Origin of the sequence: Geobacillus genomosp. 3 (assembly GCF_000445995.2) — a bacterium.
In the GTDB taxonomy this organism is placed as follows: Bacteria; Bacillota; Bacilli; order Bacillales; family Anoxybacillaceae; genus Geobacillus.
The window spans coordinates 560,075-572,221 of the sequence record NC_022080.4 but is presented as its reverse complement, the minus strand read 5'-3'; the positions used below and the strand labels follow the sequence as shown (position 1 = coordinate 572,221).

At 50.5% G+C, this 12,147-nt stretch carries 17 protein-coding genes; 4 read left to right on the top strand and 13 right to left on the bottom strand.

Annotation, left to right across the window (positions count from 1 at the left end; genetic code table 11):
• Window positions 1-12 precede the first annotated feature (12 nt).
• The gene (locus tag M493_RS17470; protein ID WP_020958800.1) at window positions 13-102 is read left to right on the top strand and encodes a YjcZ family sporulation protein; all 90 of its coding nucleotides are present in this window, start codon (window positions 13-15) and stop codon (window positions 100-102) included.
• A gap of 79 nt (window positions 103-181) precedes the next feature.
• On the opposite strand, the gene M493_RS03050 is transcribed toward M493_RS17470, so the two are convergent.
• On the bottom strand, window positions 182-361 hold the full coding sequence (locus M493_RS03050; protein ID WP_020958799.1) for a hypothetical protein: 180 nt from the start codon (window positions 359-361) through the stop codon (window positions 182-184).
• Between the two features lie 194 nt (window positions 362-555).
• Here M493_RS03050 and M493_RS03045 point away from each other — a divergent pair, with 194 nt between their 5' ends.
• The gene (locus M493_RS03045; RefSeq protein WP_020958798.1) at window positions 556-897 is read left to right on the top strand and encodes a YhaI family protein; all 342 of its coding nucleotides are present in this window, start codon (window positions 556-558) and stop codon (window positions 895-897) included.
• Here the strand turns inward: M493_RS03045 and M493_RS03040 are convergent.
• A complete protein-coding gene (locus tag M493_RS03040; protein WP_020958797.1) occupies window positions 890-1,495 on the bottom strand; it encodes an HTH-type transcriptional regulator Hpr in 606 nt (201 codons plus the stop codon). The genes M493_RS03045 and M493_RS03040 overlap by 8 nt on opposite strands.
• Before the next feature lie 153 nt (window positions 1,496-1,648).
• Here M493_RS03040 and M493_RS03035 point away from each other — a divergent pair, with 153 nt between their 5' ends.
• Window positions 1,649-1,837, top strand: a complete 189-nt coding sequence (locus tag M493_RS03035; protein ID WP_023817481.1) for a hypothetical protein — start codon at window positions 1,649-1,651, stop codon at window positions 1,835-1,837.
• Between the two features lie 118 nt (window positions 1,838-1,955).
• Here M493_RS03035 and M493_RS03030 read toward each other — a convergent pair whose 3' ends face one another.
• The 7 genes from M493_RS03030 to M493_RS03000 all read right to left on the bottom strand — a co-directional run bounded on the left by M493_RS03030 (window position 1,956) and on the right by M493_RS03000 (window position 7,445).
• Entirely contained in the window at window positions 1,956-2,480 is a 525-nt protein-coding gene (locus tag M493_RS03030) for a tryptophan transporter (RefSeq protein WP_023817479.1), read from the bottom strand.
• 94 nt (window positions 2,481-2,574) lie between these two features.
• Complete coding sequence (gene serC / locus M493_RS03025; RefSeq protein WP_020958794.1) at window positions 2,575-3,657, bottom strand: 3-phosphoserine/phosphohydroxythreonine transaminase; 1,083 nt, start codon at window positions 3,655-3,657, stop codon at window positions 2,575-2,577.
• 134 nt (window positions 3,658-3,791) lie between these two features.
• Entirely contained in the window at window positions 3,792-3,977 is a 186-nt protein-coding gene (locus tag M493_RS03020; protein WP_020958793.1) for a sporulation YhaL family protein, read from the bottom strand.
• Between the two features lie 109 nt (window positions 3,978-4,086).
• Window positions 4,087-4,212 carry a hypothetical protein gene (locus M493_RS03015; RefSeq protein WP_020958792.1) on the bottom strand — a complete coding sequence of 42 codons (126 nt, stop codon included), beginning with the start codon at window positions 4,210-4,212 and terminating at the stop codon, window positions 4,087-4,089.
• Between the two features lie 24 nt (window positions 4,213-4,236).
• On the bottom strand, window positions 4,237-5,214 hold the full coding sequence (yhaM, locus tag M493_RS03010) for a 3'-5' exoribonuclease YhaM (protein WP_020958791.1): 978 nt from the start codon (window positions 5,212-5,214) through the stop codon (window positions 4,237-4,239).
• Window positions 5,215-5,323: 109 nt separating this feature from the next.
• Complete coding sequence (locus M493_RS03005) at window positions 5,324-6,553, bottom strand: ABC transporter permease (RefSeq protein ID WP_020958790.1); 1,230 nt, start codon at window positions 6,551-6,553, stop codon at window positions 5,324-5,326.
• A complete protein-coding gene (locus M493_RS03000) occupies window positions 6,546-7,445 on the bottom strand; it encodes an ABC transporter ATP-binding protein (RefSeq protein ID WP_020958789.1) in 900 nt (299 codons plus the stop codon). Before M493_RS03000 ends, M493_RS03005 begins: the two co-directional genes overlap by 8 nt.
• A gap of 144 nt (window positions 7,446-7,589) precedes the next feature.
• Here M493_RS03000 and M493_RS02995 point away from each other — a divergent pair, with 144 nt between their 5' ends.
• A complete protein-coding gene (locus M493_RS02995; RefSeq protein ID WP_020958788.1) occupies window positions 7,590-7,775 on the top strand; it encodes a YhzD family protein in 186 nt (61 codons plus the stop codon).
• A 33-nt stretch (window positions 7,776-7,808) separates the two neighbouring features.
• Here M493_RS02995 and M493_RS02990 read toward each other — a convergent pair whose 3' ends face one another.
• From M493_RS02990 to M493_RS02975, 4 genes are all read right to left on the bottom strand, one after another.
• Window positions 7,809-9,314, bottom strand: a complete 1,506-nt coding sequence (locus tag M493_RS02990) for a coproporphyrinogen III oxidase (protein WP_041267841.1) — start codon at window positions 9,312-9,314, stop codon at window positions 7,809-7,811.
• Window positions 9,315-9,542: 228 nt separating this feature from the next.
• Entirely contained in the window at window positions 9,543-10,406 is an 864-nt protein-coding gene (locus tag M493_RS02985; RefSeq protein WP_020958786.1) for a Cof-type HAD-IIB family hydrolase, read from the bottom strand.
• Window positions 10,407-10,554: 148 nt separating this feature from the next.
• Window positions 10,555-10,914 carry a YlbF family regulator gene (locus M493_RS02980; protein WP_020958784.1) on the bottom strand — a complete coding sequence of 120 codons (360 nt, stop codon included), beginning with the start codon at window positions 10,912-10,914 and terminating at the stop codon, window positions 10,555-10,557.
• A gap of 72 nt (window positions 10,915-10,986) precedes the next feature.
• On the bottom strand, window positions 10,987-12,120 hold the full coding sequence (locus M493_RS02975) for a DUF445 domain-containing protein (protein WP_020958783.1): 1,134 nt from the start codon (window positions 12,118-12,120) through the stop codon (window positions 10,987-10,989).
• Between the last annotated feature and the right edge of the window lie 27 nt (window positions 12,121-12,147).

The window sequence follows — 12,147 nt, the reverse complement described above, 5'->3', positions numbered from 1 at the left end:
GGGGGTGTTACAATGAGCGCACCTTATGCCGGAGGCTTTGCGTTAATTGTCGTGCTGTTTATTTTGCTCATCATTGTCGGCTGTGCTTGCGTCATCTATTAAGCGAAAGAGGGTGTTCCCGCGCCGGGAGCACCCTCTTCGTTCATTGTCCCCTCTTCGCCTGTGGGCGGAGCAGGCGTTTTTATGTAAGCAACACTTCAAAATAGGAAGAAATCAATAAAATCGTAATAAGTACATTGATGGTGCGAAAAACGGCCGGCTGTTGCTCCTCCGGAATATCGCGCTGTGCACAGAGCGAGTGGGTGAGCTGGTTCGCCAAAAACAAGACCGCAACCGCTAGAGGGATAAAATAAAGCGTCAAAGCTGTTCCCCTCCTCCTCGTCTTAACCAAACGCCGCCCATGGCTTTAACTTTACATCGTCCACGACCGGAAATCAATCTTTTTTCTCTTTCACGCATGGCGCACTAATTTTTTTCTATTGGTGAATGTGCACAAATTCGGTAAAATATACGTAAAAGCGGTCACATTTTATGTCAGCCAAAGGAGCACGGTGTATGGAATCGCTGGAAAAACGAGTCGCTAAGCTCGAATTTCACCAGTCGTTGCTGATGGAAATGGTGGATGAAACGAAAAAACCGTTTTATTCCCTCGTCATCCGCGCCGATTTAACGAAAGAAGAAGTCGATGCGTTCCTGTCGTTTTGTCACGAGCTCGCCGAACAATATGAGCAGCAAAAAGCGGAAGGATTGACGATTTTTACTCCCTTGCTCGTGCAATTCGCCGGGATGCTTCATCCGAACCTTCCGCTTGAACAAACAGTTGATGCCATGTTGGCCCAACAAATGTTTGTGCCGCTTATGACTGAACTAAAAGCACTCATCCGAACCGTCAGTTAGCCTGGCCGGCCAGCTCTTTCTCGTGCTCTTCCGCTTTTGGCGCCCGCTTGACGAGCTTACCGTCCTGCTCGACAAAATCTTCTTTAATGTTTTCGAACGCCCGCTCGAAAATCTCCATAAAATCATCCCCGTAAATGTTGCGGACAATGCACATCATTTCTAAAATTTCAGGAAACTTACCGTACAAGTCGCGCAACGGCAGCGCCCCATTAAACACCGCATTTTTCGCCGGATCGTACGTTTCCATGAGCTTCATCAGCACTTCTTCGCCCTTTTCTGTCAGCTCGATATACGTATTACGCTTGTCATCTTGCTTTTTGGAAAACGAAAGTAATCCTTTTTCTTCCAGTTTTTTCGAAAAATTAAATGCCGTTGAAACGTGCATCACACCAAATTTGGCAATTTCCGAAATCGAGGCGCCTTTAAAATGGTAGGCGATCCATAAAATATGGTGCTCGTTAATGTTCAAGTCAAACGGCTTAATCCATTGCTGCCAATCCTTTTCAATCGATTTCCATAACGCTTTGCTCAGCTGGGCGATCCGTTGGCTGAATAACATGGCCTCTTTGATGGAATAGTGCTGTTCTGTCGCTTTCATCGTTCCACCCACTCTTCCCTCACCGTATTTTTACTCCCTATTATATCAATAAAACAAAAAGGAATAAAGACAAAAACATTTATTTTTATAATTTTTTTTGCATATTCATAGTAGTAACCATAAAGCGCTTGCCGCATACAGGAGGAGAACATAATGATGTATATACAATGGTTGCTTGTCACTGCCGGATTCTTATTTTTCTGTCTTTTTATAAACACCTTTTTTGCTTTATGGAAAGCGCGGGCATACCCGCCGAAAGCACTGCTGAAAGAGCGGGCTGTGCGCTATATTGGAATAGCGTCCATCTGTCTGCTCGCCGCCTGGCTTCTTCGCTACGTCTAGAACTTATTTGAATTTTCACATAATGAAAGGTAATAACCAAGCTATGGATGGGCATTTTTTCCGCCCGCCCCCTTTGATAGCAAAAAACCCGACCAACCATGATCGGGTTTTTTGCTGTTTACACGTGCGCTGTGACGTTCATCCGCCGGAAAATCGACGCCACGATCGGATAGACAATGACCATCGCCACTGTGTTCAACGCCGCGGCCGGCAGCACAACGGTGACAAACAGCGCCGGAAACGCCGTTCCGCCCGGCAACCCGACGAGCAAGAGCGCCGCCGTCAAAAACACCGCGCCAGAGATGACGGTGCCGACAGCCGTCAACACCGCGGCCCCGACAACCGTTTGGCTGTATTTTTTCAGCAAGGTTACGAGGGCAAACACAACAAAGGCGGTGATAATTTTATCGATCACATTTGGCAGCTGCCCGCCCGGGAACGTCGTCGTCATAGCGGAAATCAAGCCGGTGGCGACACCGACAAGGCCGGCCGCTTTAACGCTCGGAAACAGCAAAATCGCCAAAAACATCATGGCCAGCATCATATCCGGCTTCATGCCGGCAAACAGTCCAGGAATGACCGCATGCAGCACGGCTCCGATTCCGACTAACAGCGCCATTGATACTAATGTCCTCACATTCATGCTCATCTCTCCTCATCTCTCCTCGTCTATTCTCTCGCTTGAGAATTTTTCTATCATTATATCACTTTGCAGCACAAAAGTGAAGAAGAAATTTTCAGGCAAAACGACGGCGGAAGTCGTTCATAAACGACGCAAGCGCCTCGCATGCTTCAAGCGGCACTGCATTGTAAATCGATGCCCGGCATCCGCCAACCGACCGGTGGCCGCCAAGCCCAACAAAACCGCGCTCCTTCGCTTCCGCAAGGAACGTTTTCGTCAGCTCGTCATTCGGAAGCGTAAAAGTGACGTTCATAAACGAGCGGCTTCCTTTTTCGGCGTGCGGTTTGTAAAAGCCGTCACTTTCGTCAATCGCCCCGTACAGCACCGCCGCTTTTTGACGATTACGCTCTTCTACAGCAGCCACACCGCCTTGTTCCTCAACCCATTCGAGCACAAGCGACAACATATAAATCGCAAACGTCGGCGGCGTGTTGTACAACGAATTACTTTTTTGATGCGTCCGATAATCAAGCATTGTCGGCAGCCCATCCGGGATGCGCTCAAGCAAATCGTTGCGGATGATGACGACCGTAACTCCCGACGGACCGAGATTTTTTTGTGCCCCGGCATAAATGAGGGCAAACTTGTTAACATCAAACGGCCGGCTCAAAATGTCGCTCGACATGTCAGCGACAAGATCAGCCGGCACGTCCGGAAACTCGTGCCATTGTGTACCGAAAATCGTGTTATTGGATGTAATGTGGACGTAGGCAGCATCTTTCGGCCATTTCACGTCGTCGAGCGACGGAATATACGTGTAGTTCGTCTCTTTGCTCGAGGCGACAACCGTCGTCAAACCAATTTTTTGCGCTTCTTTCAGCGCTTTCTCCGACCACGCCCCTGTCAGCACATAGCAGCCGATTTTCCCTTCAGCGAGGAAATTCATCGGCACCATCGCAAACTGCAAGCTCGCCCCGCCTTGCAAAAACAAAACGTCATAGCCATCCGGTACGTTTAGGAGCCGCTTGAGCCGCTCTTTCGCCGCATTATGGACGGCGTCGTATTCTTTGCTCCGGTGGCTTAATTCCATGACCGACATCCCGGTGTTTTGAAAGTTGAGCAGCTCCTGTTGCGCCCGCTCGAGCACCGGCAGCGGCAGCGCCGACGGGCCGGCATTGAAATTGTACGCGCGTTTCATTCCTCATCCCTCACTTTGTTCACTCGTAGTCCGTTGATATTATTATCCTAACATGAATTCTTAAAAAAGAAAGGGAATTTTTCGAAAAAAGCGTTTTCAAATGATATTTACTAAAAAAAAGAAGCCCTTGAATATTACAAGGACTTTGCTTGCTTGCGCCGTTCGCGTTCTTGGCGAATGCGCTCCATATAAACTTCCCCCTCTTTTTCAATAAACGCCTCATCTATTTCCCGCTCGCGCGCCGCCGTTTTCACGGTCATATAACCACTGAAAATAATGCCGGCCACGACTAGGTAGATCCACCACGGCAAACTGAGCATCCTCATCCCCCTTTTTCATGTGCTTGTCTTACTACACTATACGCGCAAGCAGGCAGCCGTATGCATAAAGAAAGAGGCGGGAACACCGCCTCTTTCTTTGGGACAACGCTTATGCTTCATTTCGCCTTTTCGTTTTCTCCTTTGCTTTCTTCCACTGTTTGCGCAGCTCGCTCAACTTTTCTTTCGCCTGTTCGTGCTGGGATGTTGGGACGATTTCAATGATCGGTTCGATCACGCTCTATCCCTCCTTTGCCGACGGCTATTTTTCATTACCCTCTTTCTTCGGTGTTGAAACAGCTAGAAACGCTGGTTTGTAAAACGAACGGTTGTCAAGGGCAAAGATACGCTCCGTAAATTCGCCCGGCTTCACTTTTTCGAGCGCCCGATCGATCATGTTCATTTTCGCATCCAAATTGTCAATATAATGAAGCACTTCGGCTTCTTTCACGAGCGGCGGCTTCGGACTCCCCCACTCGGCCTTTCCATGGTGTGACAACACGAGATGTTGCAAAATGATGACTTCCTCCCCTTGAATGCCAAGCTGTTCGGCCGCTTTGCTAATTTCGCTCACCATGATGGAAATATGGCCGAGCAAATTGCCTTCGAGCGTATATGACGCCGACACCGGGCCAGACAGCTCGATCACTTTGCCAAGGTCATGCAAAATAATGCCGGCATACAGCAAATCTTTGTTGAGCGACGGATACAATCGGACGAGCGCCTTGGCAAGTTCAAGCATCGACACAACATGATACGCCAGTCCGGAAATAAATTCGTGATGGTTTTTCGTCGCCGCCGGGTATTCAAAAAACGGTTTTTCATATTTTTTTAACAAGTAACGGGTAATGCGCTGGATGTTCGGATTTTCCATTGCGAATATGTATTCGGTCACCTTCGCCCGCATGTCTTCCCGGTCAAGCGGCGCCGTCTCCAAAAAGTCATGAACGCGCACCGCATCGCCGGGGTGAGCCGGGCGGATCGAACGGATGCGCAGCTGCAATTTGCCGCGGTAATTGTGAATGTCTCCCGCCACTTTGACAATGCATTCCGGCACATACCGCTGCTCATCGTCCGGAGAGACGTCCCACAATTTCGCTTCAATGTCCCCGCTTTTATCTTGCAAAATTAATGTTAAAAACGGCTTGCCGTTGCTGGCAATGCCTTTTGTCGCCGATTTAATGAGCAAAAACAGATCGACTTGTTCCCCGACTTCGTAATGAATAATGCCTTTGGCCACTTCGTTCTCCTCCGTTTCCCTGTACGTACTCTCTAGTATATCATAACGGCTCGTGGGCAAAAAGAAAGCCTTGCCGAAACGGCAAGGAAAGCACATACAACGCATCTGTTTACTTTTTCGTCAGCTGAATCGCCTGTTTCATATCCTTGAACATGTTCACCCGTCCATACATCAACACCCCGCCCCGATACACTTTGGCGCCAACATAAATCAAGAAGGCGATCGTCCCCACCAACAGCGCAAAGCAGAGCGCCACTTCCCAAGAAGGCACGGACACAAGGCCGATGCGCAAAAACATGAGCAGCGGCGCAAAAAACGGAACAAATGAGGCGCCAATCACAAACGGCGAATCGGGGGCGTTCAATCCAAACATCGCGATCATGAACGCGATCGCCACAATCATGATCACCGGCGTAATGAGCGGCTGGACATCTTCAACCCGGCTGACAAGCGAGCCGAGCACGGCAAACAACACCGCATACAAAAGATACCCGAGCAAGAAAAACAGGAGCGCATACACAAATATCGATGTTGGGAGATGGTCCAATCCGAGCAAGCGCCACACTTCTTGCCCGCTCATTTTTAATGCGGCAAAAGCAACGACAAAAAAGATGAAAAACTGCGTCAAGCTGACAAGGGCAACACCGATGATTTTGCCAAACAGCTGTTGGATCGGGGGAACGCTTGACACTAAAATTTCCATCACCCGCGACGATTTTTCCGTCGCCACCTCGGTGGCGATCATGCCTCCATACATCAAGACAAACATATACATCGCGAAAAGAAGGACGTAAACGAGCACGCGCGCTTGATTCAACTCCTCTTCCGTCTTGGCGTCTTCTTCAAGCGCCACCTTTTGGAACGAAACCGGTTTGTAAAGCTCCGCCATTTGTTCATTCGTTAAGCCGAGCTTAGCAGCGGAAAGCGCTGTTTTCAGCTGGCTTAACGCTTGTGCAAGCTCTTCCGGCGTCTGATTGTCGACAATGGTCTTGGCATAATAGACCGCTCTCGGCAACCCTCCCTCATCCGCAGACAAAATAAGCAGACCGTCCCATTCTCCTTCTTTAACCGCTTCTTTTGCCTCCTTTTCCATGTCCGTAATTTTGGTCAAGGCAACTTCGCCGCCGGTTATCTGTTTTGTTAACGGGCCATACAACGATCCCGTGCGGTCAATGACGGCCACTTGAGCCTTTTCATCGCTAGTGAAAAACTTAATGATCGATTGAATATTGGCTAAACCGATAATCAGCAGGCACGTGATGGCAGTGGTCACCAGAAATGATTTTGCCTTCAACTTTGTTCCATATGTATGGCCCATGACAAGAAAAAATTTATTCATATGCCGCCCCCACTTTTTCAATAAAAATATCATTCAAAGATGGTTCCTCCAAGGCAAATAGACGCACCTTCACCTTCCCAGTGATATGGCTGAGGATCGCTTGCGCTATTTCCTCATTGGCGATCTGCAGCCGCACTCCTTCCACCGTCCGTTTCCACTGCAAAACGCCAGGAAATGGCGCCAATTCTTCCAACGGCCCCTCCCCTTGAATGACGAGGATTTGTTTTCCGAACGAACGTTTCAACTCACGGAGCATCCCAGACACCACGGCCTGTCCCCGGTGCAAAATGCAAACATGTTCACACAGCTCTTCTACATGTTCCATGCGATGGCTCGAGAAAATGATCGTCGCACCGCCCTGTTTTAAATCCAGCACCGCCTCTTTCAACAGTTCGACGTTCACCGGATCAAGGCCACTAAACGGCTCATCCAAGATGACTAGCTTTGGTCGGTGAAGCACGGCAGCGATAAACTGGACTTTTTGTTGGTTGCCTTTTGACAACTCTTCGACCCGTCTATTGGCATAATCACGAATATGGAAGCGTTCTAGCCATCGGTCGATTTCTGAGAGGAGATCTGTCTTTTTCATTCCACGCAAACGCCCTAAATACAGAAGCTGCTCTTTCACTTTCAGCTTCGGATACAATCCGCGCTCTTCCGGCAAATAGCCAATCAAATGACTTTTGGAGTAATCAATCGGCTCCCCGCACCAACGGATCACTCCTTCCGTTGGAAGCAAAAGACCTAAAATCATGCGAAAAGTCGTCGTCTTTCCCGCCCCGTTTGCGCCGAGCAGACCAAACATTTCCCCTTCCGGAACAGTCAACGTCAGTCCATCGACAGCAGTCGCTTGACCAAACCGTTTCGTCACCCCGATGATCTCCACACTCATCCATATTCCCCCAATGAAAAATAAATTTTCCATGCATATTATAAAACGCATTATTGAAAAAAAAGTTTCACCTGTAAGCAGGAATCCGCCCCTCCAATCGCCAATAAAAAAATGAGCGGTGATTCATTGAAAGGGGATGACAACATGCCAACGTATACGTTGACCGCCTTTGAACGCGACGGGGAAAAATTGCTTGATGAGACATTTGAAGCCGCGAATGATGAAGAAGCGAAAAAAATCGGTGAACAAAAGCTGCGCGAGCGCGGCTGTTGGGACAAAACACACCGCTGCGTCAACGCCGGCGGCAAGCTCATTTTATTTCACCGCTAAAACACCCCGGGGGAGTTCCCGGGGTGTTGTTGTTTATCCAAATATTCCCTTTAACAGATTGATCTTTTCTTCCGTATATTCGGCGAAATGCTCGTTGTACACTTTCGGCTCTTTCGGATTCGCTTGACGGGTGATTTTCCGTGTTTTTGGATCGACGAATTTGCTTGACGCCCCACAGCCGAGCCCGATGATCGACTGCTGTTCTTCCATGATCATGATATTGTAAATGCTCTCGTGCCCCGGCAAGGCGTAACCGACGTTTTCGAGGTTGCCGAGAATATTTTTTTGCCGATACAAGTAATACGGGACATACCCGCGCTCGTTTGTCCACCCTTGAGCCGCCTTCATCATCGCCTGTATTTCTTCACGGCCGGCGACTTTGTACTTTTGTTTGTTTTTCGTCATCTCGGACGCCCGCTTGAACGACAGCGTATGAACGGTGAGCGATTCCGGCATGAGCCGTTCCGTCTGTTCGAGTGTATACGTAAACTCCGGCAGCCCTTCACCCGGCAGACCGATAATTAAATCCATGTTGATGTTGTTCATGCCCATTTGCCGCGCCAACTGAAACTTGTTGACCGTCTCTTCAACCGTATGATGGCGGCCGATCGCCTTTAACGTTTCTTGAATGTACGACTGCGGGTTAATGCTGATCCGATCGATTTTCCATTTTTTCAGCACCTCAAGCTTTTCCGGCGTAATCGTATCCGGCCGGCCGGCCTCGACCGTGATTTCACGGACGCGGTCAACATCCGGAAAGACGTCGTACATATGAGCGTATAAACGGTCCATCTCGTCAGCCGTAATGCTCGTCGGCGTTCCGCCGCCATAGTAGATCGTCGTAATGCGAATGCCGCGTTCGCGCAAAAAGCGGCCGACCGCTTCCATTTCATAATGGAGCCCGGCCAAAAAGGCGTCGACCGACCCTTGGCGGCCGTTAATGGCGTACGCCGGAAACGTACAATACGCGCACTTTGTCGGGCAAAACGGAATGCCGATATAAACGCTCACTTCATGGGCCAAATCGTATAAATCGGGCACGACCGTGAGCTGGCGGTCGACGATCGCCTGCATCAGTTCGATTTTCTCCTTAGTCACCAAGTACTCCTCGGCCAGCTTCCGATGCGCCTCTTCTTTCGAGAGCCCCGAGCGCAACAGCTGATGGAACAGCTTCACCGGACGGACGCCGGTTAAAATGCCCCAAGGCTGGACCAGGTCGGTATAGTTCTCAAGCAACGTTAAATACACATGGAAGACTGCGTTTTTGAGCTGCTTTTCCTGCGCTTTCCCATCCGCGTCCGCCGGCACCCTTCGCTCATGCCCGGCTTCCTCGGTGCGCCCGGACGCCTTGTCAACAAGCGTTCCGAAAACAGCAATGCGCCCGTTTCCGCTGATGACAAACGAGACGGCCACATCAGCCTCAGGAAGCGGCGCAAACGACAGCTCCGGCGCTTCGAAAAACAGCTCGGTCATCACTTCAAGCGGACGTTGAAACCGCTCCGGATTTGGCAGTCCTTGAATTTCAATCCGCACGTTCATCACCTTTTCTGTCAAACTTCTTTCAGTGTACAGAACTGCTGTTTCCCCCGTCAAGCGGAAGAATGCACCTTCCTCGCCGCCCTGATGGAAGGACGCCGCTTCAAGCCGAGCCATATAATAAGGGGGCTGTCCGAAAGACCATTTTCGTTTAACCGGCGTTATATACCGTTTCCGGCTGGTGGGGAAAATGAAAAAGGGGGTCTCTGCGAACCCCCTCTTCCCCACCGTTTACTGTTGCGTTTTGAGTTTTTGCAAAAACTCGATTCGTTGTTGTTTGCGGAAATGTTCTTTCACCATGTAGGCGACGCCGAGTTGCTCGTTCGTACGGGTCACCCAGTCGGCTACCCGCTTTACTTCAAGCGGCGCATTGCCCATGGCAACACCAAGCCCGGCCGCTTCAATCGCTGGTAAATCATCAACGCCGTCACCGATCACTACTGTTTCTCTCAGCGATACGCCGATATGTTGAGCGAGCCGGCGCAGCCCGGCGAGCTTCGATACGCCTTGCGGGACAATTTCCATTTTTCCGCCCGGCTGCATAATCATATCGATAGACGGAACCGCCTTCGCCAAGACAGCGGCCGCTTCATCCCGTTCCGCATCCCCAGCAAAAAAGACATCAATTTTTGGCACCGCAATCGGTTCATCGATCAACACATCGCCGAGCGAATCCACAAATTGGGTCGGATAGAAAAAGGGATCGCTTGACGAGAGCACCGTTTGCACGACGAGGTTTTTTTTCACCTTTTTCCGGTTGCCGAGCGAATACCGTTCGTGCATGAGCCGAATATTGCAATTAAAGTTCTCCAAAATTTGTACGATATTAAACGTCCGTTCCTCGGGAATCAACATTTGGAACAGCTTGTCATCCAGCGTTTTGCCGACCATCGCCCCTTGAAAGGTGATGAGCATCCCATCGAGTCGGAGCGCTTTCGCCACTTTGCGGGCGGAAAGCAAATTGCGACTGGTCATTAATGTGACGTAAACCCCTTTTCGCTTTACATAGTTGACGGCCTCCTTCGTTTCACGCGGCAGGCGGCCGTTATTTTTCAAAATCGTTCCGTCAATGTTAAGTGCTAAGAGCTTATACACGGCTGTCTCCCCCTTTTGTCCATCCCGCTTTTTCCATCAGCGGATCATCACGCCGCTCTTTTGTTCGTTGGCAGCTTTGCATTTCTTTTCATTTTCATGACTATGACGGAACGGACAAAAAAAGAACACCCGACCGGGTGTTCTCCCCTTATTTTTCCCCCATCAGCGAGCGGTGCAACTCTTCGAGCGGTTTCATGGCGATTTGTTGGACTTCGGCGATCGTCATGCTCATTTGTTGTTCAAGCGCCATCAGACGGGCTAGTTTGGTGTTTTGTTGGGCAAGTGCCATCGCCTTTTGCGCCTGCTCGATTTCATCCGGCAAAATGGCAGCCCCGCTCATTTGTTTTTCGTGAAGCCGGAGTTGAATGTCGCGGAAGCTGACAAACACCCGATAGGCGGTTTCATCGCGGCGGACATCTTCATATGCCTGTTTCAGTTGTTGGAACGGCTGGCTTGCCCGGATCGCCTGCTCAAGTTGTCTGGCGAGTGCGTGAAGAGATTCAGACATAAACAGGAGCCTCCTACATTAATATCGTTCACGTTCTAACGTATGCGCCGGCGGGCGGCGATATGCCTCCGGCTACAGCCATAAGCCGATGACGCCTTGAACAGCGCCGATCATCCCGCCAAGAAAAGCGCCCAAATACGTGATCATTTTCAACTCACGGCGAGCGATCGACAAAATGATCGCCTCTAATCGCCTTAGCGAAAACGATTCAACTTGATCGCGGACAATGTCCGCCAATCCGAGCTGCGCCACGATCCCCTCCATTTTGTCCCCAAGCACGCGAACCGCTGCGCCCACCGCTTGCGGAACGAGACGGTCGAACAGTTTTTGTTCATACGGAGCGATCAGCACGGCGATGGGGCGGTGCAGCCAGCCGTTGTTTCGCACAAGACTGCGGGCGGCGGCACTCACCGCCTCACGAATGCGCCGGCGACCGATCATCTCTTCAACAGCGGCCAGCGGATAGCTGATCCATTTGTTCCATTCCGCCCAAAGAAGGCGGGCGAGCATCGCTCTCGTACCGGCATGGCGCAAAAATTTGCTGAGCTCCGATTGCACTTTATCGACGAAATTGACATTGCCGAGCAACATTTGCAACATGCCCCCGACCATCCCTCTCTCCTGGAAAAAGCGGTGGATCATGCCGGCCAGCTGTTGTTTTCCTTCTTCACTGCTGAAATAATCGAGCACCCGATCGGCCAGGTAGCCGGCCAAGGCTTCAACGCGCGCCTCCATCGTTTGCTTCAGTTCCGGCGGCAATAGATCGCGAATGGGCCGCAGACGCCACGTTTCGCCCCATCGTTCATACACCTGCTCGATCTCCTTAGCCGCCAACTCGCTAAGCCGTTCATCAGGCGAATGGACGCCGAGGCGCTCGAGCAGCTGTGCTGGTGTTTCTTGGCGCGAAAGCCATCGTTTCAACCATTCACGTCCCCAGTCAGCCATTCCTACAGCAAAGTCATGATCCGTTAGCTTCCGACGCAGCCCTTCCGGTGTCACTAAATGCTCAACGACTGTTTTCCCGAGCTGTTCCGCGAGTTCCCGCCTCCGTTTTGGGATCAAGCCAGGGGTGAACGGCAGCTGTTTTCCAAATATGTATATCGGCTCATACGGGCGAAACAACATGACGATCGCGATAAAGTTCGTCACTCCACCGATTAGCGCCCCGACCGCGATCATAAACAACAAATAAACGAACGTGTCCATCATCTTCCCCTTCCGTCCGTGCCGCTG